20 protein-coding genes are annotated in these 26,344 nt (G+C 41.5%); 6 read left to right on the top strand and 14 right to left on the bottom strand.

The window, feature by feature from the left end:
* Window positions 1-17 precede the first annotated feature (17 nt).
* The 9 genes from QNM18_RS14355 to QNM18_RS14315 form a co-directional block, all read right to left on the bottom strand.
* Complete coding sequence (locus QNM18_RS14355) at window positions 18-6,050, bottom strand: DNA repair ATPase (protein WP_284137628.1); 6,033 nt, start codon at window positions 6,048-6,050, stop codon at window positions 18-20.
* 93 nt (window positions 6,051-6,143) lie between these two features.
* Window positions 6,144-8,243 carry an SPFH domain-containing protein gene (locus QNM18_RS14350; protein WP_284137627.1) on the bottom strand — a complete coding sequence of 700 codons (2,100 nt, stop codon included), beginning with the start codon at window positions 8,241-8,243 and terminating at the stop codon, window positions 6,144-6,146.
* 147 nt (window positions 8,244-8,390) lie between these two features.
* Window positions 8,391-8,999 (bottom strand): DUF1449 domain-containing protein, encoded by a 609-nt coding sequence (locus QNM18_RS14345; RefSeq protein ID WP_284137626.1) that lies wholly within the window; start codon window positions 8,997-8,999, stop codon window positions 8,391-8,393.
* Window positions 9,000-9,055: 56 nt separating this feature from the next.
* Window positions 9,056-9,379: a hypothetical protein gene (locus QNM18_RS14340; RefSeq protein ID WP_211011523.1), complete on the bottom strand. Its 324-nt coding sequence runs from the start codon at window positions 9,377-9,379 to the stop codon at window positions 9,056-9,058.
* Between the two features lie 5 nt (window positions 9,380-9,384).
* Entirely contained in the window at window positions 9,385-10,077 is a 693-nt protein-coding gene (locus tag QNM18_RS14335; protein ID WP_284137625.1) for a PspA/IM30 family protein, read from the bottom strand.
* 15 nt (window positions 10,078-10,092) lie between these two features.
* Complete coding sequence (locus tag QNM18_RS14330; protein WP_211011525.1) at window positions 10,093-10,503, bottom strand: YjfI family protein; 411 nt, start codon at window positions 10,501-10,503, stop codon at window positions 10,093-10,095.
* Between the two features lie 417 nt (window positions 10,504-10,920).
* Window positions 10,921-11,505, bottom strand: coding sequence for a GNAT family N-acetyltransferase (locus QNM18_RS14325; protein ID WP_284137624.1), 585 nt, complete (start codon window positions 11,503-11,505; stop codon window positions 10,921-10,923).
* A gap of 75 nt (window positions 11,506-11,580) precedes the next feature.
* A complete protein-coding gene (locus QNM18_RS14320) occupies window positions 11,581-12,327 on the bottom strand; it encodes a hypothetical protein (RefSeq protein WP_284137623.1) in 747 nt (248 codons plus the stop codon).
* Between the two features lie 372 nt (window positions 12,328-12,699).
* Window positions 12,700-12,939 (bottom strand): hypothetical protein, encoded by a 240-nt coding sequence (locus tag QNM18_RS14315; RefSeq protein ID WP_211011528.1) that lies wholly within the window; start codon window positions 12,937-12,939, stop codon window positions 12,700-12,702.
* Window positions 12,940-13,592: 653 nt separating this feature from the next.
* Between QNM18_RS14315 and QNM18_RS14310 the strand changes: the two genes are divergently transcribed.
* On the top strand, window positions 13,593-13,907 hold the full coding sequence (locus QNM18_RS14310) for a hypothetical protein (protein WP_211011529.1): 315 nt from the start codon (window positions 13,593-13,595) through the stop codon (window positions 13,905-13,907).
* Between the two features lie 259 nt (window positions 13,908-14,166).
* The gene (locus QNM18_RS14305) at window positions 14,167-14,577 is read left to right on the top strand and encodes a hypothetical protein (protein WP_211011530.1); all 411 of its coding nucleotides are present in this window, start codon (window positions 14,167-14,169) and stop codon (window positions 14,575-14,577) included.
* Between the two features lie 66 nt (window positions 14,578-14,643).
* Here the strand turns inward: QNM18_RS14305 and QNM18_RS14300 are convergent, their stop codons facing one another.
* Window positions 14,644-15,090 carry a DUF1353 domain-containing protein gene (locus QNM18_RS14300; RefSeq protein WP_211011531.1) on the bottom strand — a complete coding sequence of 149 codons (447 nt, stop codon included), beginning with the start codon at window positions 15,088-15,090 and terminating at the stop codon, window positions 14,644-14,646.
* A gap of 850 nt (window positions 15,091-15,940) precedes the next feature.
* Between QNM18_RS14300 and QNM18_RS14295 the strand changes: the two genes are divergently transcribed.
* Complete coding sequence (locus tag QNM18_RS14295; RefSeq protein ID WP_284137622.1) at window positions 15,941-17,596, top strand: alpha/beta hydrolase; 1,656 nt, start codon at window positions 15,941-15,943, stop codon at window positions 17,594-17,596.
* Window positions 17,597-17,639: 43 nt separating this feature from the next.
* Here the strand turns inward: QNM18_RS14295 and QNM18_RS14290 are convergent, their stop codons facing one another.
* The gene (locus QNM18_RS14290) at window positions 17,640-17,822 is read right to left on the bottom strand and encodes a hypothetical protein (protein ID WP_211011533.1); all 183 of its coding nucleotides are present in this window, start codon (window positions 17,820-17,822) and stop codon (window positions 17,640-17,642) included.
* Between the two features lie 200 nt (window positions 17,823-18,022).
* On the opposite strand from QNM18_RS14290, the gene QNM18_RS14285 reads away from it, so the two are divergent.
* Complete coding sequence (locus QNM18_RS14285) at window positions 18,023-19,444, top strand: PQQ-dependent sugar dehydrogenase (RefSeq protein ID WP_284137621.1); 1,422 nt, start codon at window positions 18,023-18,025, stop codon at window positions 19,442-19,444.
* Window positions 19,445-19,494: 50 nt separating this feature from the next.
* Here the strand turns inward: QNM18_RS14285 and QNM18_RS14280 are convergent, their stop codons facing one another.
* Window positions 19,495-21,336 carry a methyl-accepting chemotaxis protein gene (locus QNM18_RS14280; protein WP_284137620.1) on the bottom strand — a complete coding sequence of 614 codons (1,842 nt, stop codon included), beginning with the start codon at window positions 21,334-21,336 and terminating at the stop codon, window positions 19,495-19,497.
* Between the two features lie 120 nt (window positions 21,337-21,456).
* Window positions 21,457-21,936 (bottom strand): MaoC/PaaZ C-terminal domain-containing protein, encoded by a 480-nt coding sequence (locus QNM18_RS14275; protein ID WP_284137619.1) that lies wholly within the window; start codon window positions 21,934-21,936, stop codon window positions 21,457-21,459.
* 409 nt (window positions 21,937-22,345) lie between these two features.
* Between QNM18_RS14275 and QNM18_RS14270 the strand changes: the two genes are divergently transcribed.
* A complete protein-coding gene (locus tag QNM18_RS14270; RefSeq protein ID WP_284137618.1) occupies window positions 22,346-23,056 on the top strand; it encodes a hypothetical protein in 711 nt (236 codons plus the stop codon).
* A 51-nt stretch (window positions 23,057-23,107) separates the two neighbouring features.
* On the opposite strand, the gene QNM18_RS14265 is transcribed toward QNM18_RS14270, so the two are convergent.
* Entirely contained in the window at window positions 23,108-23,941 is an 834-nt protein-coding gene (locus QNM18_RS14265; RefSeq protein WP_284137617.1) for a mechanosensitive ion channel family protein, read from the bottom strand.
* A gap of 333 nt (window positions 23,942-24,274) precedes the next feature.
* Here QNM18_RS14265 and QNM18_RS14260 point away from each other — a divergent pair, with 333 nt between their 5' ends.
* The gene (locus QNM18_RS14260) at window positions 24,275-26,335 is read left to right on the top strand and encodes a c-type cytochrome (RefSeq protein ID WP_284137616.1); all 2,061 of its coding nucleotides are present in this window, start codon (window positions 24,275-24,277) and stop codon (window positions 26,333-26,335) included.
* Window positions 26,336-26,344: the final 9 nt, after the last annotated feature.

Genomic DNA, 26,344 nt, shown 5'->3' with positions numbered 1-26,344 from the left:
CTGGTAATTAAACAAGTTTATAGCATATATGGATTATCGCTATTTTGTGATGACCCCTGAGCTTTTGCTGGCAGGCTTTCAATGCGTGCCAGACGCTCTAAAATAACATCAACTTTTCGACCCAAGTTTGGATCAATATCACTCGATTTTTCAGCATGCTTCATCAATTCAGGTAAAGTGCTGCTTACTAACTCACTCAAAGCGAGTGCGACCTCTTCACTGGGGGTTGTATGTTGCTCAGCAATATTTTTAGCACTGAGTTGAGCGATAACTTGACTCTGCCCTGCTTCAATCGCTGTGCTCAACTGATGAGCTAAGCTACTTTGCCCTTGCTGGATATTGAGATTCAGATCCGCAAGTGCACCAGCAGTATCAGGTTTGTCTGCAATCGCTTTCAAGGCGCTGCTAATATCTGCAAGCAGCGCTGACTGTTTACTATTTTGCTCTGCTGAACTTTGCTCCGTAATTGACTCTACTAAGTCTGTCAATTTCTGTGTAAGCCCTTCTGCCAAAGCCTGCTGTCTGGTTGCTTGTTGCACTACAAACTCTTCTTGAGTTGAGTTTTGCTGAGTCAGCGCAGTGTTTACGTTGGCCAGTTCTAAAGCCAGTTTAGTAAGCTCGGTACGTTGATCTGACATCGCTTCGAGCTGTAGTTGCGTACAGTGCTCGGTGGAGCGCATATGGCTATTACGCTGGCGGTCCAGAGCTTCAGTAACTTGCCGCAACTCTTCTGATAACGCAGCTTTCAAATCTTGTTGAGATTTAAGCGAGTTATCGGCATTTATAGTAGCTTGCTGAGCCTGTTCAGATCTTTGCAGATGCTCTTTATTTAATGACTCGGTTAATTGGCTTATGGCTTGGCTTACTTTGCTTGTTAGCGCTTCATTTGTATCTGCACCGCGCGCATTATGCATGTCGATTTGCGCCAGCTTTTGCTGATGTTGCTCTGCTAACTGTGCTGAAAGTTGTGCAAATGACGAAGTAAGCGGTGACTGTTGTGCACTGTGCTCAATCACCTTTGCAAGCGCTTGCAGACTGCCCTTTGTATCTTGCTCACCAACTGCGCCGTTTAACTTCTCCAATAGCGCTGAGTAATTGTGGCTCAGCTGGTCTTTGTCTAGTTTCGACGCGATACTGGTTAACGACTCATTTAACTCACCTAGCTGCTCAACCGCGAGTAAAACTGGGCTACCTGCATCATTTGCTCTATTGAGCAGCGCATAGTCATCTAAAATTTGCTGCCAACGTTTGGCTTCTTGCTCACAAAGCGTGTTGCGAAGTTGCGCCAGTTTAAGTAAGTTTTCCTCACTGCCTTTACTTAGGGTTTGCGCCTCTCCTCGGTAATGATCTTGAATAAGGTTTTCTAATTCCTCATCATTCATCGCCGCAACAACTTTCTCTGCCATTTTGTTCATATTGCGATAGCTACCTTGTAACTTAAATGGCGGCTCAACACGATAGTCATCATCTTGTGCAGCCGACGCAATATATTGAGCATTCACTTTTAATATAGTGTTTCGGATCTGGATCAGCTTCTGCAGCACGGAAATAATTTCATTTGCTTGAGCTTGAGAATAATTGTGCTCAAGTTCATTCAGTGAGATATCTTCTCCCTCGGCAATGCGGACCAATTTATACAGGTCTTGCATATTGCGATTGGCTAATGGCGCAAGTACGGCATTGGAAGTCAAGGCGTTTTCAATGAAGCTCATCGCAAACTCTTGCTCACACCCTGATAAGGTATCACCCAAATTGTATATATCAGCACGGTTGGCCAACATGTCTGGTATTTTAAAGCTCTCACCCGATTCGGTATATGGATTACCGGCCATTACAACTGCAAATTTTTTGCCTCTTAAATCGTAGGTTTTACTGCGGCCATTCCATACCCCATCAATTCGCCTTGACCCGTCACAAAGGGAAATAAACTTTTGCAAAAATTCTGGGTTGGTATGTTGAATATCATCCAAATACAACATCACGTTGTTGCCCATTTCAAAGCTCTGGTTGATTTTTTCGATCTCTTTTGCAGCGGTTGCATTCATTGCTTGCCCGGGATCTAAAGACACCTGGTCATGGCCAATTGACGGACAATTCACTTTCACAAAGGTTAGCCCCAAGCGATTTGCGACATATTCAATTAAAGTCGTTTTACCATAACCTGGGGGAGAAATTAGCAATAACATCCCCATTAAGTCTGTGCGTTTATTATTGCCTGACGCGCCTATTTGCTTTGCAAGGTTGTCACCAATAATTGGGAAGTAGACTTTATCAATCAACTGGTTTCGCACAAAGGAACTCAAGGGTTTAGGCTTAAACTCATCCAATTGCAATCGCTCTTTTTGCTCAGCCAAGATCTCCGATTTGATCTCATGGTAATGACTAAAGCCACTTACATGCGTAGACAAATACGTCTGCGTCCGGGCAAAAAACTCAGCGTAGTCGAGCGTTAAAGTTTGCTCATTGATACGGGTATGTTGGCCTAGCAATCCAGTCACCTGATTTGAAACCGTGACATCTTGAGGTTCAAATTGCGTCTGTTTTAACTGCTGCAATAATACAACGTTTGCCGTTTCAATCAGTAACTCAGCACTGTATTCATCACTTTGCTGCTGCCCATAAGCATTCAACCAGCTTGCCATCATAATGGCTTTGTCTTGTAGATGTTCAAGGGCCCCTAGCGTATCTTGCAAAGACGCCGAAAAACCTTTGCTTCTCGCCATACTATTGAACTGCTCAGCAACTTTTTTAACTTTGCTAGACATCACAAAGCTGAGCTCTTTTTTGCTTTGCGCCAGTTCTTTAATCAAATACTCTGCACTCAGTTGTCCCGATAAAGCTGATACATATGGCAAATAGCGACTTAAACTAGATTGCGCAAACCCTGTTATTTCATCACTTAATTGCCCTGCTAATTGGGCCTTGAAGCGCGTATCTCCCAATACTGTTTCCATTAGTTGCGCTTGCTTAGCTTGCTCGGACCACTGTATTAAGGTTCGAGTATCGCATTGGCTTGCAAATAATTGCGCAACAACACGCGCTGACGTTGGGTAAATCAATAAACCAAGTGCCTGCTTTTGAGCCAGTAAATTCTGTAGTATTAAGGCTGCATCATGATCATGAATGCCTTTTTCATAGCCCTCTTGGTATCTCGGTTCAGCAAACTTTTGCACCAATAAGAGCAATGTATCGTCGGCAATCGCTTGTTCAAGCTGGCTATGCGTCAGAGCATTTAACGGGTCATTTGCCGCACTCAACACCTGTGCAGCTAAGAATTCACCACGGTAAATATTGGTATTTTCAGAAATTAAATTCTGCTGCCAATAAGGTCGATATGACAAAAGCGTGTCACGAATACTTTGCTCTTGGACGGGCTCAAAGTACTCAGTACCGGTGAGGTGAAACATGAGGTCCTCATCACGAGGTAGCAAAGTGAGATCTAACAGTTGCTTGTTGACACCAAAGTTGTGTTTGCCGATTCTGACCGAATTGCCACCATCACAATATATATCCTGTTTGTCTCGCAGTGAGCGGATTCCTTGATCTTTGCAAGCTTTTAGCTTTGCTTGAATATCATCCGCCTTGATCTCATCTCCGAGCTCTTTTAGTTCTTGGGTCAGCCCCCGCAGCTTACTTATCATCGGATCTGACGCAAAATAGCTGTTGATTTCATCTATCTCGGAGAAGTTTTGCGAACGCCTAGTCACACCTTGTAAAATGCGTTCTGCGGCATTGGCTAAATTGAGTGCTCTGCGCTGCCTCTCTTCTATCAGCTGCTGCTTATGCGCCTCAAAACTTTCATATACATCATCGCGTTTGGCCATGATCTCCGCAAGGTACTCGTCATACTCGCTAAACTGAGATTCCAGCTCTTCAAGTTGAATAAGTAACCTTGATAGCTGCTCATCGCATTGCTCTGGTGTACGAGCATTGTTTAAACTGCTGGTGATACTTTGGCTAAAGAGCTTGAAGCGCGCCGCAAATTCCGCTTTTGCTTCAACACTGCCCAAACTTTTACGTCGAATTTCAATGCTGGCTTTAGCTCGATTGACCAAACCATACACGCCACTGACATCTTCAAGAATTTGCGTTCTGATCCGACTATCATCAATTTCCAGATCAAGCATCGTATGATTGAGCAAGTCCAGTTCACTACCAAGTGTATCCAGCTCTTTCAAAAAACCATTTAGTTCACTAACGCTTTCGCTTTTTTCGCTCAGCGCTGTCAACTCACTTAATTTGCTTTGATAAGGCGCTAAGGCAGAGTCTTGTTGCAAAAAATGTGCTGTAGCTTGACTCAGGTTTATAAACAGCTTATCTAGCTCCGTTTGTAATGTAGTGAGCCCTCCAACATCAATATACTTCACTTCTTCAAGGCTGATGATTTTACCTTTTAAAAGCTTGAGGGACTCCAAGCCTGTAACAAACTCGGCTGCGAGTTTAAAAGCGTCCGGTCGAATATCTTTGGTTGTCGACTTAAATTCAGCGTTAATATCCAATAGGGCTTTTTTCGCAGTTTCCTGAATTTGGCTGACTTTTTCAAATTCATCTAGCACTTGCTCAGAAGTTTCAAATATTTCGTGTAACTGAGCATTAAGGGGTGAAAAATCCGGCTCAGTAAGCCAGTGATAGCGATCTAGAATGCTGCGGGTTAACGATATAAGACTTTCATAATGTGAAACATTTGGATTTTGCTCATTGATCGCTTTGCAAACACTGTATAAATCAGAAATACCACGTACCAGATCTGGATTGCCAATTTTCCCCAACATACTCGTTGGTGTTGGTGCATTCGCTGCAAATTCTGCGGAGCAAAAAGGACTTTCCCACACTTGAATTGGATGGACTCGCTGAGCTTCTTCTTTTTCAGCTTTAAAGGTGATGGTGAGTCCATCGTTGTATACCCCATATCCATGACAATAAATTGGGTTTTGGAGATTCTTATCGATCAGGTTGTAAGCAAATAGCGCATAGCGCCCTTCACTTGGCTCGTAAAAGACGTATAAAACATCTTCACCATTGGGGGATTTAATTTGTTTGTGGAATTCAAGGTTGTCAATGTGGTCTTCAAAGGAGCGAGTTTGCCCTGATTGTAAATAGTAACCGCCAGGGAAAATGATACCGTGATCATCTGGTAGTTGAACACATGCATCCGAAATTGCATCTTGGCGGACCACGTTTTCCGTCACGCAGTTGAAAATAAAGTAGCGCCATATCTTTTCGCGATAAGGTAGCACCTTAAGTAAGATAATTTCACCCAGTTGGGCATATTCAACACTGCAATCCGCCAACGACTGGTTTTTGTCATCGACAGGTTCAGCATATATCCCTTCGCCACTTTCGGTGTTATTTTCAACTTTAATAGTCAGATCGCCACCAACTGTCTCTACAAATACTTTGTCGAGAATATTAACGTGGGGATGGCGTCCCTCTACATGGTCACTACGGTCAGTTTTAATCCATTCAAAGTCATAATCTTGGTCGTGATTTAAATCGCACTCACCACGATTATCAATGTAATCTAGGGTATTGTCCGGCGCTATTTCCCACCGAAACACACGAACGTCGGACAGTTTATCACCGATTTGAAACAGCGCGTAGAGCTTGCCGTTTTGTTGAAATAAGTGTTGCAGCTTTGATGCTTTGTAATAGGTATAGAGTTCGTCAAAATCTCTTAAGAACCGCTCATTGGTTAAGAATTTCGTTTCGTTTGGGTAAGGTTCTACTTCGTAATGATCATCTTGGTTTACGAGCTTTTGCACAGTAAATACATCACCTACCTGTGTGTTTTTCTTCAGTCCTAAAAACACATTGTAGGCAAATATCAGTTTGTCGCCGATAAGTACAATATCTCGTGGTATGCAATTATGTTCGGTTCTTACCCTAGCGCGCCCTTTGACTTTTATTTCAGTACTGCCAAAGGTCTCAATTCGGTTTTGATTTAGTGAGTCGATGTCTTTACGTAACTGAGCACCAGAGTTGCTCAAACGACGCTTGATCAGATCATATGATCCCTGCTCTAGTGCGACATTATTTTCAGAGTCCGCCATAGTCTACTGTCCTGTGGTTCATGGAGGGTAAATAGAAAGGTATGCTGAATGCACGCCCAATAAACGTGCATTCATAGTCTTGTAATAGCGCTGTTAGCTTTGCTCGTTTGACTCAACTTGTTTTGCATTGCCGTTAAGCGTACTGCCTAACAAGTTCAAAAGCTGCTGCTTCTCAGCATCACTACTATTACCTAACTGACTGAAAAACTTGCTCATAGCTACGTTTTTCATGGTCTCTGACGATGCGTTTGCACCACTTAAAACCCCTTTAAGATCATCCATGATATTTCTGTCACCATTTAAGTGATCTTTAAATAAAGTTTGAACCGTATCACTTTCTCCCACTAAACCATCAATAGATTTTCCGAGCGTGATCGCTTTCATAAATTGATTAAAGAACTGGCCATCGCCACCCATGATGTTGATATCTGCATTGCCCAGCGTCTTAGACAGGATTTCTGATTGATGAGCCGCAATGTCTTTTTCAGTATCCAGCTTGGCCAGCGTAAGTTCTTTTTGCTGATTAAGTTGAAGCGTAAAGCTTTCGTAATCTCTTGCTGATTGGTCCATCGCATTGAGTGCTTCAAGCTTTTCTTCAAGACCTTTTGCTTCAGCTGACATACGACGCTCAAGTGTCGATGCTTCTGCTTCCCCTTGCTTTTCAATTGCCTCGGCCATCGCAGATTGCACTTCTGCCTCAGCAAATCCGATATCACGTTTACCTTGCGCTTCAGCTGCCAGTTTTTGCTTTAGTACTTGCGCTTCTGTTTCACCCTGTTGCGCATTCGCTTGCGCTTTGGCTTTGATCACTTCCGCTTCAGCAAGGCCTGCTGCCGCTTTTTCAGCGCGCTCAGCTTCGGCTAATACCTTTTTCGACTCCGCGGTTTGATTTGCTATACGCAGCTCGGCTTCCGCCATTTTTTCTAGCTCGCGCGCTTTAAATTCTGACGCTTGTTCCTGTGCTTTAGCTGCTTCAATATCCTTCACCAACGCTTCTTCTGCTTCCGCTTTGGCTTTGATCACAATCGCTTCTTTTTCACGTTCAGCGGCGGCGAGTGTTTGCACATCTTTGATGCGCTCCTGCTCTTCGGCAACGGTTTTTTCTACCGCAACGCGATCTCGCTGTACTTCTGCGATTTCTTTGCGTTCAACTTCCAAGGCTTTTTCTTTATTGATACGCATGATTTCTGTTTCTTTCTCGCGTTCAATCACTTCAATTTCACGAGAGCGCGATACTTTTTCTTCTTCAATGGCGAGCACGCGCAGGCGGTTTTGCTCCGCAATGTCTATTTCACGCTGTTTATTTTGCTCTGCAATTTCAATGGCTTCATCCGCTTTTAAGCGTGCATCTTCTGCCTTCATACGCTCTTCTTGTTTTACGCGTTCAGCTTCTGCGGTTTCTCTGGCACGCACAGTTTCGATTTCTCGTTGTTGCTTCGCTTTGGCATCTTCTTTTTGGCGCTCAATCTCTAGAGACTTTTCAAGTGCTGCTTGATTTTGGATTTCAATTTGCGCTTGCTCATCACACTTGAGCTGGTTCGTCTGCACATTTTGCTCGGCGGTTTTCTCCGTAATACGTCGAATCCCTTCGGCATCCAAAATGTTGTTTTCATCTAGCTTGTGAATTGATGTTTGCTCAAGATAGTCAATCGCCACATCTTCGAGCGTATAGCCGGATAAATCCTGACCAATCACTTCTTTAATTGCATCTCTAAACTGGTTGCGATGGGTAAACAGTTCTTCAAAATTCATTTGTTTACCAACAGTTTTAAGGGCTTCCGAGAACTTAGCTTCAAATAGCTCTTGTAGTGTTTCAGGTTGAGAGGCGCGGGCACAGCCAACTTGTTTGGCAACGCGCAAGATGTCCTGCTTGTTTTCATTTACACGAATATAAAATGTAATGGCGATATCAGCACGAATATTATCCTTACAGATAAGGCCGCTGTTTTCCCTGCGCTCTAAAACCATGCGCTTGGTTGAGATATCCATGACTTCCATTTTATGAATGACAGGGTAAACGATCCCACCTGTTGTGGTTACATCCGGCTCATTCTTCATTTTGTTAATTATGAGCGCATGCCCTTGATCCACTTTTCGATAAAACTTACCGATGATTAAAATAATCGCAAATATAACTCCGATAGATACGCCAACGATTGTTAAAATAGGCCCGAGATTATCTAAAAATTCCATGTGTGTTCCTAACTAATATGATTATTCCAAGCCATGGCTTAATGTTGTTTTCCAGTAGAGCTGCCACAGCAGTTTTGTGCCATATAAAACTAAGTTATTTTGGCAGTTGTTTATGTGTTAATGATGTATTGTGTTAATGAGGGGGTATTACCAAGGTTTCTCTACAATGAGATAGCTATTTTTAGCTACATCATGCTCTATTAATAAACCTGTATCACCTAAGGAAAACATGCCTTCTTCCTCTGAACGCACTTCTATTAGCTGCTCTGTCCCTTGAAATTGTACTTTTGCTTGCCCAAAATAGGGATTTACTTTACTTGTCGCGATCACACACTCCAAACCGATAAAGTCATTCTTAGAGGCGGTTTCTTTGCTGTCAAAAAAACGTCTTAAAGGCCTAACTAACATGGCTGTTAACGGGATCGATACAACAAAACACCCCAGCATCATCGCACCACCTAAAACGTAGAACATAACTCCATCGCCGAGAGCGTATGCAAACAGTTGATGCGCATAAAAACTTGCTATCCAACTAAGCAGTACAACCAAGCTAATTGATATGGTCAGCGGTACACCACCAAAGCCCATTTGCATAATGGAGTCACCGCCACCATCAGCCTCTATCTCAACATCTCCTTCCAACATATCAATGTCTGCAAATCCAAGCAGTGCGATTAGCCAAAAGCCTATGACGATGAGTAACAAAGTGGTGAAAACCACTGTTGGGAAAGTAAAAATAGTATTGAGAAAGTCCATAATATTAAATATTCCTATGCATTAAGGGCCATGCAACTGCAAATGCGCTTTAAGGTTTAACCACTGGCATCCTTCACGTGTTGAATCAGTAAGTCGGCGACTTTTTGCTTTACTACACGCTTGTCAGCATCAGGGATCTCAAACCGTTGTGCTAAAAGTGCAATTTCTTCATCACTTAGGTTAAAACTTAACCTCTGACGGGTCTTTTTTGATTTAACTTCCAACCCTAAAATCCGCCTTATCATGTCAGACGGTGTGAGCTCTTCATCAATTGCACTTTTTTTAATAAACTTTTGCACTTCAGAGCTGAGGTCAAAAGCAAGTTGCGTTGCTCGAACTGCTTTTTCTTGCTTTTGCCAAGTATGTTTATTATCACTCATCCGTGTTACTTATTTTGTTTTGCGCGAATTCGGGCAAGGATATCAGCGCCTTTGCTAGCATCTTCACCGATACCCGCTTCACGCATCTTGTCGTGAAGAGATTTATCGTTACTCTCATCAGCGAGTTGCTGCGCAGCATCTAGCTGATCTTGCCTGTCCATTTGACGCTGTTTTATGCGCTCCAATGACTGTTTTGCCGAAGCCATTGCTGAGTCACCAGAGGTCATTGTGTCGTTGACTGCCATCGTTGCTTTTTGCACACTTTCTGTTGTTTTGACCATGCTCAATTGACGCTGGTTTTCAACGATGGTTTTTTCTGCTTGTTTAATTTGCTCTTTTAACTTTGAGACGTTAGCAGTAAATGTACTAAGTATTTGCTGCTGCTCTGATTTTTCTTGCTCAAACTCGGCAATTTTCCCTGCGATTTCAAGTGCGAGTGACTCTTCGTCTTTATCCAGTGCCTGTGTTGCATAGGTTTCATGCTTGTCGATATCATCCTCTAACGCCTTGATAGTACGAGAGGTTTGTATTTCTTTGGCCATCACTTCTGTAAGGCTACGTTTGGCCTCACTCAATGCATTCTGAGCATCTCTGATTTCCTGTTCAAAAATTCGAATAGCATTCGCATCTACAATACCTTCACCCACCTCATTCACACCGCCTTTTACCGCAGTAAACAACTTCTTTAATATACTCATAATTAATACTCCTTGTTATTCAGTCAAATAATCACTTATCGCGTCCAAAGCATCAATTGAATTGGCAGATAAGGTGACAATTTCATGGCCTAATTGTTCTAGGGTAGAACTGGTAGAAAGCGCACCAAAAATTGCGTATTTATTGTCAATCTTAGCGAATGCACTTAAGGGCATGGGGACATTCAAACGTAATAGCGTATCGTTTAGCTCGGCGTGTTTGTCGGCATTTATTTCTTGCTCTGTAAACAAGTAACAAATACACAGTACCTGCTCTTCTGTGCGTGTTACAAAAATCGGAAGCTCATCGTTTCCATCAACGATTACTTGTAGGACTTCTTGTCCAACATTGTTGATAAAAAACGACTCAAAACTGGCACCTTCAGTTTCATATTGTGAGAGTTTAATTGAAAGCTCATTTAATTCCATGTAACAGATTCCTTATGTCAAATTGGCATTTATCTAGTAGATAAAGCCTGCCTGTTTGTATGAGTTACGTACTTAGATTTGCACGCCATGACATATTATGTCAATAGCATTTTTGATAAAAACGCAAGTTTATTTGCTCATTTAGCACTCAGACACCTCCAAAAAAAACCCTTTAGTATTGCAAAAGTGAATATATGCAACACTTTACAACCACCTCAAATTGACTAGATTATTTTGCCTGTCAGCCACTATGGCATTGTCCATTCGGCTCATTTTTCATTGCATAGCTGCGGCTAGAAATTGAGAGTAAAATAGTAAAGGTGGAGAGGTGGGGAGGTGTAAAACGCAGAAGCACCGACTAAACAAATATCTCGCTTTGCAGTTAATCGACATGAGCGACTAACTGCTCATATCAGATTAGTATTTTTCTAATTTTGCCAGCAGATTATTTTTGACGGCTGGCCATTCGTGAGCAAGTATTGAATACACTGCGGTGTCTCGAATTGAACCATCAGGCATAATTTGATGACTTCTTAGTACACCATCTAGTTTTGCGCCCAGCCTTTCTATGGCGGTGCGAGAAGCCTGATTGAAAAAGTGGGTTTTAAATTCTAATGACATCGCATCACGTGCATCAAAAAGGTGAGACATTAGTAAGTATTTACATTCTGTATTAACTGCTGTTCTTCTGACTGAATTCGAGTACCACGTATAGCCGATAGACGCCCGTTTATGGTTTTCTTTGACATCATAGAATCGAGTAGTGCCCACTATTTTATTATCACTTTTGGTTTTGACTACGTAGGCCATTTCACCATGTTCCATATTGGCTAGCGCTTTATCGACATAAGAATACATGTCTTCAGGAGAAGGTACCGACGCATACCAAAGCCGCCAATTTTGTCCATCATTAACTGCAGCAATTAGATCTTCACAGTGTGAACGTGCGATAGGCTCTAGTAATACAACCTCTCCTTCTATTGTTCCACTTGATAACCACATTTTTTATCTCCTTGACTCAATAAGTTAAGGAGAATTGTAAAGGAACTTCAAAAAATAAAAAGTGAAGATGTTTACTCAGTCAATTTTTATGATTTTTCTCGTAATTTGCTTTTCTTGAGATGGTGTCCAAGTGCGATAAACCTGCTCATAGCAGCTTAATTCGCCCTGTTCATTCAATTCATGGCAGGTAAAATGAGCCCCTGTATTTTGATAGCTTGTTTCGCTTCCTATTGCTGACCATTGATCTGCTAGCAATGAATCAAATTGATCACCTGAAGCGTCGTCTAGTATCCGCTTCATGTCTAATGTCGATACTCTAACAGCTAAGCTGTTCAACTCTCGCTTGCACAGCTTCACTCGATTTAAATTTTTCTCCAATACCACCTCTCCTTCTCCAAGTTCGTGCTTATTTTCTAGTTCTTTTAAAAGAATGATTGAGAGGTCTCTGACGATGTGTGTCTGTATCAACTGGAACACACTCTCAGTTGAACACGCACCGGCTTTAGAAGCGATGTCCAAGATATGTAGCAGATCTTTGTCTGGCAGGCTATTTTGCGATAAACACATGCCGTATTGGGCATCATTTATAACCGTAAATTCAACTTTTTCATCATTTTGAATTGGCAGTGATGGAATTTCAATAGTAGGGAAACAGCTGGCAATGATGAACTGCCCAAAGCCCTCCACAAATGCTACCTGTAAATAACCAGATTCTAATTGCTTGATATGTATAATATAGCTCGCCTCAACGTCAGCTCTAGGCTTACCGCATGACGCGTCTAGTTTATCTTTATAGTAAATACTGTATTGACCATCTTGCATCGTAATTCCCTACTCATGCAGCCGCCGTCTTCAATATTCAACTCGATAATAATCGACAAAACTTTCCACATCAGAGCGGTGATATTGGCGTTACAGAAGCTTCGCACTGATATCACAGTTATTTAACAATTTGAATATGATAGCTGCTGGATGTATTTTTAATTGTTATTGTTTAAGTATTAATCTAAAGCCAAACACCTAAAATGTAAATAATCAATTTACATTTTAGTATACTTAACCAGCTTCTAAACTTAGTTCAAGGAAGGATAGCGCACAGTGCATTTCGTTATACCTCAATCAAAGCAATATAACCTTATCCATTACCTTTTATTCGCAACTTAAACTATACACTCAAACAGCTGAATGCTTCACTCAGTTTAGTAAAGCAAAACGCATATTAAATACGCCCTCCGCGACCTCTTCTATCTCGATAGAAGCAGAATGGCGATACAAATTTAATTGAGTTAAAAGCCTAGTCCGATCTTCTACAGATGAAACATCTTCATCCAAAAGCAAAGTCGCATTGATAAAGTGCTTTTTTGATTCGGTATACTTGCGCGCCTCGTTGTCGCGTTCTTCGTATTCAATTTGTTCGATCAATTTATGGTCCATAGCACATCTTTATTGCAAGTTATTTAACACTAATAACTATATAAAAGTCCTTGTAGCTCAACTATTACAAAGTATTACACGTGCGAACAATTTAGTCTACTCATCTAGCCTAGACAAATTACATAACTAATTCATCACGGGCGTACGCTGGCTTATAGCAAACATTTTTTGGTCTTTACTATCTACGTCTATAATGCATAAGACTTTTTAAGCTTCTGTTTTTGAACACAATTTAAATTTTATTAGTGTAGTTGACGACATGTACCTTCATCGCTCGGCGTGCCATATATATGTCCTTTTAACCGCAAAGAGTGGCCTCACTCATGAGTCACCATTTTTCCTAGACATAACCTTAGCTTTTACGCCAAACGCTCACTGCGCTACCACAACTCCACAAATCTATCAGGCACAAAACATAGAGCATTTACTCTCCCCCTAGGCCAAAAACTTCTCGTAGGCTTCTATTTTTAACTCACTGCCAATTTTAATTCAGATCAATCACATTTAGTGAACCTCAGTTATAAACACAATTAGTATTTGTCGAGTAAAACCCGTCTAAAAAATAAAAAAAAGCTTGCCAACACATTCTTTGGGAATAGAATACCCCACCAATAGAGCACAAGCTCTATATAACAAACTATTAAGGATGAATAATGAAAAAACTAATTACCTGCCTAATGGCATTGTGCGCATTTAACGCCTCAGCAAATAGTGAAGATTTAAACGCTAAACTATTATCAAATAAGATTAAAATTGTTGCTTTTGGTAAAAGTGGTTGGGATGACCGCTGGAGAGAGCCAACTTGTAGCATCACAAAAACAGACAAAGATGAATATGGCCGCCCTTATCTAACCAGTCACTATGATATGTGTAGATGCCAAAATAGCATTGAAGCAAAATATTTGGTGGAAGACACAAGAGATAACCCTAAAGACGAATTAGTGATTTGCTATATAAATAATAACTAAACGATGGAAGTTAAGGTCAGTTATACCTCTGACCTTATATAAAGAAGTCGACCTTATAGCGAGGTCAACTTCCTACTTTTTAAACACCTACTGAATACAGCAAGTATTTAAAAGCCCCCACCCTAAGTAGAGTCGAAAGTTGAACGGAATTTTATATTGCAAAGAAATAAGCATAGGATAGAAAAATTACCACGCCCTCCATACTAATGTTACAATGTAACGCTATTTACGACTTTCATTTTTATTTATAGGTATTTAAATGGCACCTTTGCAGCTAGAAACATACATCAAATACAGCAAATTTGTCGCTTTGTTAGCGATTTTGATCAGCATTGTCGCTTGGACTGTTGAACTGACCGGCATCGTATATGTTTGCCCTTATTGTAGAGCACAGCGAACTGCCATTGGTCTTTTAGGGTTGCTGTTGATCCTTCCCAGTGCATCTCATTGGCTCTCCAAATACGCTGCGCTTGTTATTGGTTTTTTTGGCGCGGTTGTCGCTGCAAATCAGCATTTTATGGGCTGGAAGAAAATCTCAGCAGGCACTTTCAAGTTTCATGAGCACATTGCTATGGACCCATTTATTTTATCGGGTTTGGCAATGACAGGTATTATTGGTTTAGTGTTTTTGCATTTAAAACAAGTTAAGCCGAATAAAACAAATGGATAGCTAAGCCTGCCCCATTGATCCAAGCTTTACGTCAGCACTGCATCGAGTGCTGACTTGACCAGATCACTACAACCCATATACGCAGGGGTTTCTCCCGTCTTGCCGTATCAACTCTTTCAGCTCTTTTTTATAGGCTTGGTCTGCATCGTCATTATGCCAATACCACTTCCCAAATAATTCTACTGCAAAGCGCATTAATTTAGCTTTAGTGTCTCCGACACCTGATTCACATAACATGGAATAAAATAGCGCATCAGCTGCTGCTCTCTCTATCTCATGGGTATGATAGAGCCAATCATGTACTAACGCAGCTTTCATATATCTAGGATTAAATGGGGTCCCTACTATGTGATAGGCCAATATGGGAATACTTGCGCCATCATATTGGAAGAACTTGGGTACCCAACGAACCTGACCGTTATGTTCATAAGGAAAGTCATCCACAAGTTCATAAGCATTATCTAATTTATTTGAATGTGTCACGATCACTGGCTTAAGGTTGAGTGCTTTCACGATCTTTGCCCAGAAAAACAAACAGTGTGGTTATTCAAGCATGTAATTATGTCAGTTTTGTTAGGTGAAAATAGGCTTTGGTGACGAAGCTTTCGGAAATATCATCAGTAAAATGAACAAGCAACAAGAAAAACTATGGCAACCCCGCCATGGAGTTGCCATAGTGGCCAAGCTGGCTTGTCCCTTATTCTTTTTATTAGTTGGAACATCATGCATCCTCGTACTGAAGGCTGCTTGATATTAAGGGCGTGTTATTATTTTTTTATTACCCTGATTTCGCTGTAGCGCTAAGCCTCAACAAGGACCTATATTAGGTATTCAAACCGCCTGATGTCAACGTAAAAATAACTTTAATGTTTGAAAAAGCTAATATTATTAATTTTTTTATTCTTGAACATTTATCGATATCAGATAGCGAGCATTTGACATATTATGTCTTATGTTTCAAGCATAACAAAGTGCGTAAGCAATACTAGTATCTTAAAAAGACATTAACTCAGACAAAGTATATTTCAAGGCTATTGGCCATCCCAGCTCAAATAGCTAGGATTTAAAATTTGATTCACAGTTAGTCTATTAAGGTTATTTTTGGCCATTATCGGCCAATGTTCGAGTGCCACTTCCCTCCCGTCGCTGGCAAACCATATATTTGAAAAATATAACTATTAAAATCACCAAATGTTAAAAATCTATCTCCTATTTCAGAGAGGCCGTTACGTCGCTTCGATCATGCTAGTGCAAGTTTATTAAGTCCAAGTGTTATTTTCACAAAAAATATACATTTATATATGTATCGAGTTTATTTCAACATCATTCGAAACACGCTTTATAGAATATAAAAGGATGAAACATGTATAAGGTAAAATTGGCGCTTTTGTGCTTATCGGTATTTGGATACTCACAGGGTGTTGCTGCACACTCAAACACCTCTGAATATAATCGCTACGTTAATTTTAATTGGGGCGAATGCCCCAGCTCTTTTGCCACCCCTGATAAGCGCAACCTCTGTTCCTTTGCAAAAGTACCTGTTAACTGGGACAAACCAAATGACAAACAAATAGATATTTTAGTTTCGAAATATCCTGCAAAAAGTAACCAACCCAAAGGCCAAATTTGGTTTCTACAAGGAGGGCCAGGCTATTCCGCAAGCTTTTACGCCCAGCACTACGACACGACACTTTCCCAATACACACAAGACTATGATTTATACATTCTTGAACACCGCGGTGTGGGCTGGTCAACACATTTAGAATGTCCAAACAAGCCAGATGGCGACTACCAACAATATCAACAGTCGTGCTATGACGCACTCCATCAGAAATGGGGCGACGATTTATTTCACTTTAATACCACGGGTGCCGCGCAAGATTTAGCCTATTCTATCGACAAAAGCCGAGCGACAAACTGGTTGCCAAGCTACGTTTATGGCGCGTCATATGGAACGCTTTGGGCGCAACGTTTTACTCAAGTCGCACCGCAGGGAGCACAAGCGATTATTTTAGATTCCATCGTCCCATCTAAAGGGTTTAGTCTGGACTTATGGGATGAAAACTTTAACTATATCTTTAGTGGATTAGCTGAATACTGTAACGCGGATCCCTTGTGTCAAAGTAAACTTGGAAATGATTCAGAGCATACAATCAAAACATTGTTAAATAAGGTTTATTCGAACTCCCATTGTCCGCAGACCAAGTTCAATCAAGACTCACTGCAAGCACTATCCACATTACTCATGATGCGCTCAATAGAGGGCGCGCTTATGCCGGCATATTACCGGCTAGCAAGGTGTAATAGTGACGATGTCATTGCCCTTAACAACCTACATCAATTCATTTTTGAAGGTACTGGTCGTCAACTACTCGAGTTGCAGCCCAAACCTAAAAATGACTACTCTCAGGTATTATCCAGCCTCATCGTTCACAACGAAATAAGCCAAGAACATAGATCCCTTGAGGCGCGCCTCAACTACTGTAAGGATGCGGTATCTTGTATTCCTAAAGCACTGCTGTATAGCCGCTATATTCAAAAGGCCGTATGGGGAGACAAATATCGTAGCCAGTTTACCTATACTGACGTTCATCATTACATCCCGACACTCATGCTCAATGGTGATTTAGATCCGCAAACACCGCATAGCTACGCGTACGACTTTATGCGGACTTTTACCAACGTAAACCAGCGTTACATTGAATTCCCACAAACCCCACATGCCGTAATCTTTGAATCCCCTGCTGATACAAATACAGGGAATAATTGTGGAGTTGATGTCATGCAAAGCTTTCTAAACAATATATGGCAACAGCCTAATACTGATTGCATTGCAAAATTACATGGTCTCAATTTCAATCTACCAGCATTTGAAAGTACATTGCTGTTTGGAACCGAGAACGCCTACGATGGCAGTGCACAAGTTATGACATTGGATTCACTAAAAAGGCTACGAGATACGCACCCAGAGAAATTTTCGGCAGCCCGAGATACTTTAATGCGAGTATCAGATTTTTAGAATCTGGGCAGGTGAAGACGCCAATATGGCGTCTTTCGCTCTGTTAACAGCGACGTGAACCACAGGCACGGCAAGTTAAAGTTGCAGGGCACTTTTTGCCCGTAATATCACAGCCAAAATCTGAGTGAGCACGACCACCAGCCACTCTTGGTGTGTTTTGATTTTCTAGCTCGTTATTAAGCTGTGTAAGTTGTTTGAAGTTTCTTTTTTTCAATTTAAGTTTCATTTTTAATTTCCTTTTGTTTACTTTTTAATCCAAAAGCTACACTACCAGACAATTAACTGAGTCTCAATATAGGTAATAAATGCGTTCTTTGTTGTTATTTAGCGTTACAAATTTACCTCCGACTCATCGAATAAAACGTACTATATTTTCACATTCCCTTTATACTCTTTGGGTTGTGAGTAAAAAACGCGCGTATAAAAATGAAAACTATCAACTTTGTAGCAAGTATCGTAGCGGCGCTGGGCGCCGCAATAAATCAAGCCTCGGCGAACGAAAATGTTGAGGACATATTTAAAAATAACTGTGCTTCTTGTCACGGAGCTCAGTTACAAGGGGCTATGGCTGGCTCGCTGCTCGATACGCAGTGGATCACTGATGGCTCAGATAAAGCTTTAGCAAACGCCATAAAAAATGGACTACTCGATCGCGGAATGCCTGCATTTGGGCATGCCTTAACTGAGCAAACTATTCGCACCTTGGTCGTGTATATTCGTGAAACAAGTTATAATGCCGACACTGCCAAACTCAAAACTCCCACTTTAAACAAGCAATTCAAAACAAATCGCCACAATGTAAATACTCAAGAGGTACTTTCTACCAAAGGTATTATTTGGGCTTTAGATTTTTTGCCTGATGGAAGCTTGATATATACACTTCGCCAAGGTGAGCTGTGGCATGTTGACGACAAAGGAAATCGTACACACATTAAAAATACCCCCAAAGTCTGGCATCGAGGACAAGGTGGCATGCTTGATGTGCTTCCTGATCCTGATTATCAAAAAAATGGCTGGATATACCTGTCTTACAGTAAAAAAACAGGCAAAGACAAGGCTGGACGTGACATAGGGATCACAGCCATTGTTCGTGGAAAAATTAAAAACGGTAAATGGACAGAACAACAGACCTTATTTGAAGCACCAAAACACACACATAAGAACCGAGGCTGGCACTTTGGTTCACGATTTACCATTGATGGAGAATACCTCTATTTTACCAACGGAGACGAAGGCCATCAGGATGATGCACAAGATCTGACAACCCAAAATGGTAAGGTCCACCGTATTTATAAAGACGGTCGAATTCCGAAAGACAATCCATTTTACAATAAAAAAGACAGCCTAAAAACAATCTGGACCTATGGCAACCGCAACCCACAAGGCTTAGTCAAACATCCTAAAACCAACCAAATTTGGTCAACAGAGCATGGCCCTAGAGGGGGGGATGAACTCAATTTGATCAGCAAGGGCGTGAACTACGGATGGCCAAAAACTACGTTTGGTATGAATTATGATGGCTCACCAATTACACCTCATACTGATCTACCCGGTATGCAATTACCCGTTCACCAGTGGACACCCTCTATCGCTGTTGCAGGCATGAACTTTTATACTGGTAGTCAGTTTAAACACTGGCAGGGGGACCTTTTTGTTGGCAGCCTAGCAAAAAAGCAACTGCACCGGATAAGATTCAAGGGCAATCAGGTAATTGAAGACGAAATAATTTTAAAAGGGCTTGGTAGAATTAGGGACGTAGTGACTGCACCATCAGGTGAACTGTTTATTACCGTGAACGACCGTAATAGCAACACAAGCAAAATAGTTGCACTGAGTGCACAGAAGTAACTATGCATGGTAGCGGTGCTGCACAGCACGCTACCTTTATACCCTTCGAGTTATGATAATTTAAAAAATGACGCAGATGAACGCAATCTGACAGATAATTCGACAACCTCTTTGACTGAGTTAGACAAGTCGTTACTGGCTTGTGTCGAGCGCTTTGTTGTAGCATCGACGGCTTCAACAGTTTGGTTAATTTGATTGAGCCCGGTTTCTTGCTGCTTCGAAATAGCCATGATGTTTTGCACAAAATGCGACGTTTTATTGGCAGCAGGGATAATAGTCTCCAATTGTTTACCCGCATTTTCAGCTAAGCTAACACTATGGTCAGCTGTTTTACCAATACGCTCAGATGCATTTTGACAACGCTCAGCCAGTTTACGGACTTCACTGGCCACAACAGCGAACCCTTTACCATGTACACCTGCGCGAGAGGCTTCAATAGTCGCGTTCAAAGCGAGTAAATTTGTTTGGTAGGCAATCTCATCGATGATCTTTACTTGCTCGGCAATGGTCTTCATCGCTTCTATCGTTGTTTTCACCTTCTGTCCGCCATCGTTGGCTTCCTGTGTCGTGTTAATTGCGACCTGATCTGTGGCGAGCGCAAATTCACTATTCGCTTTGATGGATTCGCTAATCGATGTCACGGCTTGTTTTGTGTCCGCTACACTTTGCTCTTGAGATATCGCCGTGGACTCCATTTCTTTTGCTGTGCGAATAACCAGTGAGGAGAATTGCTCAAGTGCCGTTGCACTTTGCTTCACCTCGAATACGACTGTTTTAAACTGCTTTGCCATGCCCTTTAACGCACGTATTAACTTGGCAGTCTCGCTATTACCGGTTACCTTTCTCTTGAAATGCAAATGACCTTGCGCCAACGCATTTGCAATAGAAACTGCTTCATTTATTGGCCCAGTGATAGAACGAGAAATAAAAACAGCCAATAAAATTGCAGCTAAGAGACTAAACACACTTACCCAGATCACGAAATTTTGAGATACTCTGTTGTCCTTTTGTAGTATCGGCCCTAAGTCATCTTGTTTATCTTTAATATTCAATTTTAAAGATTCAATTTTACGCGCAGCTTGTTGGCCTATAACATCTAATCGCTCTCTTTTGAGGGCATTACGTTTATTAATAACGTCAACGAGTTCTGTAAAGCGACTCATATATCTAGGCGCAAGGCTGCGCACGTTGATAAAGTATCGCCGCCGTATCTCATCTTGTAGCTGTTCATCTAATTGTTTGAGGTTTCCTAAAAATACGCTGTACTCTCTGTTCACTTGCTCAACATCCGCACTGTCATTGCTATCCAAAAATTTGATAACGTGAAGCCTCATCAACAATAGACTTCTAAGTGCTAAAGATGCGTAAAATGCAGCCTCCATATCATTGTCTTCGCGCGCACTAAGCAATACCCGAGACAAATCTTGCTCCATCAATGGCCCCATTTTGTTTAAGCTTTTGTGTACAATCTCATTGCGCTCAGCAATTTTTTCTTCAACTTTCGCAAACGTATTTGCATATTGTGTTGCGAGATTTTCTACATCTATGAAGGTTTGTACTTGTTCATTGCTAATAGCATCATGGTGAGCATTCGCCAATAGCTCATTCAGCGTTGCCATTCTTGTACGCTCTTCTTGCAATGCTATCTGGCTACCAGTGTTAATATAATGAAGTGCGGCGATTCTAATCGTCAGTAAATTCGCTTGAACACGCCCTGCGTTGTTGGTGTTTCTTGCTAGTGAGCGGTACTCTTTAAAGCCATCGGATGCGGTGTTTAGTGCCTGAATAGATACTAAAACAGCACAGCTAAAAAGGAGCAATAACACACAAAAACCCAAACCAAGCCGACTCGATATTTTTAGCTGTGCAAACATATCAACCTTCTGGTACATCCATACCTTTGATATACGATTCTAAAAATATAATACAACGGCTACACATTGCTGGTTTTTATTGTTAAAAGATCATCAATATACTTACCCTTAATTTAAAAAATACATCCCAAAAATGGGTTAGCAGGCGCTATTTAGTGCTTTTTCCTTGGTAGATTTTATTTCGATGCAGATCTTTTCAGTTGGCGCACGGACCGTTGCAATGCCAAACACAACCTCTTCCTTTCTTTGGTTGCTACATTGGCAATCGATGATCAATGAACCATGTCGAAAATCTTTGTCAATCACTGTCACTTTTGTGGTGATTACATCTCCTACCACAACAGGCAAAGCAAACTTTAGATCTTGTGAGAGGTAAACCGCACCTGGGCCCGGAAGCTGGGTGTTGATTACCGCAGAGATCTGCGCAGCAGTCCAAGTACCCTGAACGACTGCGCCTTGGAAAGCCATATTGTTAGCATATTCTTGTGCCCAATTATCTAGACTCAGCCCTTCGGGCAGTATGCTTAAATCTTGAATGTCACTCAATTGCACCAGTCGAGTACGTATTGCACTTTGACCTATTTCAATATCCTCAAAAACAACATTCTCTAGTTTCATCTTTTACCCTGTTATCTGGACGCAATTCTCAATATAGAGCTCTGATGCCATGACCATTTTAACTTCAACAAACTCAAACTTTGAGGGATGCGCAAACCCTACTTTGAAGGCACCGAGTGCCAACCGCGTTCACGGCAAAGTAGACCGCCTGAGTCTCAATCAAGTCCGTCGCCATATGCTTTTTTTGGTCTAACTACAGTATAGAAGCGAGACTTTTCATAAATAAGTCAATTTGCAAGGGCTACTAAATTGGCAATTAAATAGGCAGTTTTATGAATCATAAATTAACGATAAGCTATTGAATAACCATAAATAATGATAAACACCCTAATTTTATCTTGATCACTTTACACAGGCGCAATAAACAGTATTATCCGTTCCGATTAAAACGACACATATTAGGATAGAAATGAAATTACTTGCCTTAGCATTATCAAGTGCTCTAATTTCAACAGCAACATTTGCTAGCGACACGGTTAACTTTGATTACGTTGGCGCAGGCTACGCCAAATTTAAGCTTATTGATGAAGATGGCGATGACAGTTTAAATGGATTTACAGTAGAAGCGAGTAAACAGCTTGATCAAAACTGGGTTATCTCTGCTCAGTATTTAGATACATCTCTTGATAAAGCTGATACTAGAGTCTCTGAATATGGCGATAAAGTTTATACAACATACGTGGAAAGCACCAGTGACATCGCGCAGTGGAATATAAACGCAGCCTATATTATACCCTTTGAAAACAATACATTGTTAGAACTTGTTGGTTCAGTTGGCCGAATTAATATGGATAATGATGGATTTATAAAACAAACAGTTAACTATTTAGACACTCATGGAGAAGAACACTTATATCCTCGCTTTCAACGAGACTATGACACACAACTCCATACTAGCACATACGGTATCGAAGCAAATTACCACATTGCGTTTTTAGATAATTTTAGAGCGACAGCTGGAATCGGTTATCAACACTTTAGTAGAGCGCAAGATAAGAACGAATTTGCCTACCAATTTGAATTAGCTTATGACATTACTAAAGACTTTACTATCAGCGCAAGCTACCAAAACGTAGATGTGTACGAGAATCATTTTGTAACTGTTAGATATAACTTTTAAACGCACAACATAGTGGGAACAGCACATTCCCACTATCGTTTTCATTCCACTCTAAGCGCTTTTATCAATAATATGTATATCTCTTTGAGGGAAAGGAATTGAAATATTGGCTTTGTCTAGTGCTGGTTTAATGGCTCTATTCGTCGCAAAATACACATCCCAGTAATCATCAGTTTTGCACCAAACCCATATCGTCAAATCAATTGAATTGTCGCCATACCCCACGACGCCAACAAAGGGAGCTGGCTCATTTAGTATTCTCTCGTCACTCTTCGCCATCTCCAATATAGCGCGCTCAGCTTCATCAACACTGTTGTTGTAACTGATCCCAACAGACAAATCGACTCGTCGAATGGGTTCATGTGTCACATTGTTGACTTGCTCACTTGCTAAGGGACCATTAGGCAGAATAATACGCCGATTGTCCAACGTGATTAAAAAAGTACAAAATACATCAATGGCCTCAACCACCCCTTCTTCACCCTGCGCAACAATATAATCACCAACCTGAAAAGGTTTGAAAATGAGTATCAACACACCACCCGCAAAATTTGAAAGACTACCTTGTAGCGCCAAGCCCACAGCGAGCCCCGCGGCACCCAAAATGGCAATAAAGGATGTCGTTTTAACACCCAACATGGAGATCACTGATATAAACAAACAGGCCTTGAGCAACACCGTTGCTACACTACTGAGCCATTTCCTCAGCGATATATTGAAATCTTTCTTTTCAAGTAAATAGTCTATGGCATTGCCAACAAGCGAAATTAGCCAAAGGCCCACTATCAAAGTAATAATTGCAAGCGCCAGTTTCGGTGCGAAATTAACGACATGCTCTGTGACTAAGTCCATTACTTTTTGCGGATCAAACGAAGATGCGTCCATAAGAACCCCCTTAAATTAAACCTTAAGGATTAAGCTTAGTTAAAAAAATGAAATTAAAAATGAATTTTTATAGAACAAATGTTCAAAGCAAAAAGCTAAAGCCTAGACGAGGCTCTAAGCTGGAGGCGTGGCTCTACTCACCGCGAACACGCAGACTTGATGCCTGCACCAGAGCACAGCATTTAATTTAGTTGGCAACCTAAGTCCTGCGTATCACTCTCCTTTTTTTCACAACTTTTTGTTTTCTCAGTCCTAGTGTAATCCCATGTAATTTTTGCAATTAACAAGTTATGTAAAAATATTAACAACATTCCATTACCGTCAGAGAAATTTATGCCCAGAGATTACCCGTTAATACTCGGCTGGCTTCGAAAGAAGTGGCCTTGGATAATATCAACGCTAATTGCTTTCGCTATTTTAGTTGTGGTGTTTCGCACCGTAACGGCTTTAAGCGAACTCAACTATGGATTGACACCACCAAACCTCCCTAAATATGAGCACTTAGAGACCAAGTTTATTAATCAATCAGGTTGGCCAAGTATTAAACACTACAGTGATGAATGGCCTTACCATGCATCTCAAGGTACGGCGACTTTGCCCATTCCTTATGAGTGGTTAATTGCCCTTGAAGCACCGAAAAATACACCTTGGTTTATTCTTTTTGGTCAAGAAAAAGCCTTTTTATCTGAATATATCTACCGGCTTGGTTTTGTTAATTTGAATCCTTCAACAGATTTGGACAGCACTCAATTACAATTGCCTTTAGGGCTGGCAAAAACAGCCAGCATCCCAATGCCTGGCTTAAATCGCTCAGCAACTGCGGTTGGCTTTACTTGTACGGCTTGCCATACAGGGCAGTTTACCTACAACAACATTCGCTACGTTGTTGATGGTGGGCCTGCGATGACCGATTTGGGCTTGCTAACCAAATCACTGGGAGCTGCCATAGGTCAAACTGTCTTGTCGAGTAAATTGGCGCCATTCGACAGCCGCTTTGAACGCTTTGCAAAGAAAGTATTAGGCAGTAACTACAATGTTGTGAGCAAAGCAAAGCTTAAAAGTGCGCTGACCGATACTGTCAGCCAGCTTGCCAAGACTCAGGATACCATCAATGTGACGGAAGGCTTTACTCGACTTGATGCACTAAATCGCATCGGCAATAAAGTATTTGCGGACAACATGGATAGACCTGAAAACTATAACCCAATCGAAGCTCCAGTAAACTACCCTCATATCTGGACTACCTCATGGTTTAATTGGGTTCAATACGATGGCTCAATTATGCAGCCTTTGATCAGAAATGCTGGCGAAGCACTCGGGGTAGCGGCATATGTAGACATGCAGGTACCCGCAAATATCATGCAACAGCCAGCTACTTTTTCTAGCTCAATTCCGATAGACACTCTATACGATATCGAAGAGTGGCTGGCAGGTGAGTACCCTTTACGTAATTATACAGGAGCATCAGGCCAACTAGGAGAAATAAATGGCCTTCGCGCGCCAAAATGGCCAAACAGCTTGCCTATACTCAAGCCCTCTTTGGTAAAAGCAGGGAAAGAACTGTACAAACAGAATTGCCAGCAATGTCACCTGCAGCCAATGGATAGCCCCGATTTTTGGAAAAATAATTGGCACGAGATCAGCTACGAAGAAAATGGTGAAGTTAAGTCTACTACTCACAAATACTTAAATCTTAACCTTTACTCTATAGAAAAGATTGGCACCGATCCTGCCCAAGCACTAGTTCTCAAAAATCGGACCGTCAATACCAAGGAGCTGGGACTCAATACTGATTTGTGCGTTGCGGTTGATAAATATCAAAAAACGCCTGAAATGCGTTCTGATTTACAGTTTATCAATGTACAAGACAGTGCTACCAGTAATTTTGCACTCGCACTCGGCGCCGTTGTAGAGGAAACCAACCAGCAGTGGTTTAAACAAAACTACACACCATTCGACACTCAACAGCAGCTTGAGGGCGGCAGGCCCAATTGCTTAAGGCATAGTGGTGGCTACAAAGCGCGGCCGCTCAATGGTATTTGGGCGACAGCCCCCTATCTACATAATGGTTCTGTCCCAAACCTGTATAGCCTACTTTCGAAGCCCTCACAAAGGCCTACTTTTGTCGAGCTAGGCCGCCTCGAATTTGACCCTGTCAATGTTGGCATAACTCAAAGTAAGCATATTGAAGCCTTAAATACCCGAAAGGACCTACCTCCAGCTAATCAAGTCGATGATTACCAAGGAGGCTATTTTGTTCTCGATACGCGTCAAGCTGGCAATCACAATACAGGCCACGCCTTTACAAACGATACAAGTGTACCGGGAAAAATAGGCAGAGAACTCAGCCACGAAGAGAAAATGGCGTTGATAGAGTACTTAAAAACATTGTAATTTGAGCCT

The sequence above is a fragment of the Pseudoalteromonas obscura genome, assembly GCF_030135505.1.
GTDB lineage: Bacteria > Pseudomonadota > Gammaproteobacteria > Enterobacterales > Alteromonadaceae > Pseudoalteromonas > Pseudoalteromonas obscura.
The sequence above is the reverse complement of the archived record's forward strand: the minus strand, read 5'-3'. Positions and strand labels throughout refer to the sequence as shown.

Bases quoted from the DNA above. Each gene is read 5' to 3' on its own strand.
- QNM18_RS14290 (WP_211011533.1), bottom strand. From the start codon at position 17,822: ATGAAACTTAAATTGAAAAAAAGAAACTTCAAACAACTTACACAGCTT.
- QNM18_RS14275 (WP_284137619.1), bottom strand. From the start codon at position 21,936: ATGAAACTAGAGAATGTTGTTTTTGAGGATATTGAAATAGGTCAAAGT.
- QNM18_RS14320 (WP_284137623.1), bottom strand. From the start codon at position 12,327: ATGCAAGATGGTCAATACAGTATTTACTATAAAGATAAACTAGACGCG.
- QNM18_RS14280 (WP_284137620.1), bottom strand. From the start codon at position 21,336: ATGTACCAGAAGGTTGATATGTTTGCACAGCTAAAAATATCGAGTCGG.
- QNM18_RS14305 (WP_211011530.1), top strand. From the start codon at position 14,167: ATGGCACCTTTGCAGCTAGAAACATACATCAAATACAGCAAATTTGTC.
- QNM18_RS14260 (WP_284137616.1), top strand. From the start codon at position 24,275: ATGCCCAGAGATTACCCGTTAATACTCGGCTGGCTTCGAAAGAAGTGG.
- QNM18_RS14265 (WP_284137617.1), bottom strand. From the start codon at position 23,941: ATGGACGCATCTTCGTTTGATCCGCAAAAAGTAATGGACTTAGTCACA.
- QNM18_RS14340 (WP_211011523.1), bottom strand. From the start codon at position 9,379: ATGAGTGATAATAAACATACTTGGCAAAAGCAAGAAAAAGCAGTTCGA.
- QNM18_RS14330 (WP_211011525.1), bottom strand. From the start codon at position 10,503: ATGGAATTAAATGAGCTTTCAATTAAACTCTCACAATATGAAACTGAA.
- QNM18_RS14270 (WP_284137618.1), top strand. From the start codon at position 22,346: ATGAAATTACTTGCCTTAGCATTATCAAGTGCTCTAATTTCAACAGCA.
- QNM18_RS14295 (WP_284137622.1), top strand. From the start codon at position 15,941: ATGTATAAGGTAAAATTGGCGCTTTTGTGCTTATCGGTATTTGGATAC.
- QNM18_RS14310 (WP_211011529.1), top strand. From the start codon at position 13,593: ATGAAAAAACTAATTACCTGCCTAATGGCATTGTGCGCATTTAACGCC.
- QNM18_RS14350 (WP_284137627.1), bottom strand. From the start codon at position 8,243: ATGGAATTTTTAGATAATCTCGGGCCTATTTTAACAATCGTTGGCGTA.
- QNM18_RS14355 (WP_284137628.1), bottom strand. From the start codon at position 6,050: ATGGCGGACTCTGAAAATAATGTCGCACTAGAGCAGGGATCATATGAT.
- QNM18_RS14285 (WP_284137621.1), top strand. From the start codon at position 18,023: ATGAAAACTATCAACTTTGTAGCAAGTATCGTAGCGGCGCTGGGCGCC.
- QNM18_RS14315 (WP_211011528.1), bottom strand. From the start codon at position 12,939: ATGGACCATAAATTGATCGAACAAATTGAATACGAAGAACGCGACAAC.
- QNM18_RS14345 (WP_284137626.1), bottom strand. From the start codon at position 8,999: ATGGACTTTCTCAATACTATTTTTACTTTCCCAACAGTGGTTTTCACC.
- QNM18_RS14335 (WP_284137625.1), bottom strand. From the start codon at position 10,077: ATGAGTATATTAAAGAAGTTGTTTACTGCGGTAAAAGGCGGTGTGAAT.
- QNM18_RS14325 (WP_284137624.1), bottom strand. From the start codon at position 11,505: ATGTGGTTATCAAGTGGAACAATAGAAGGAGAGGTTGTATTACTAGAG.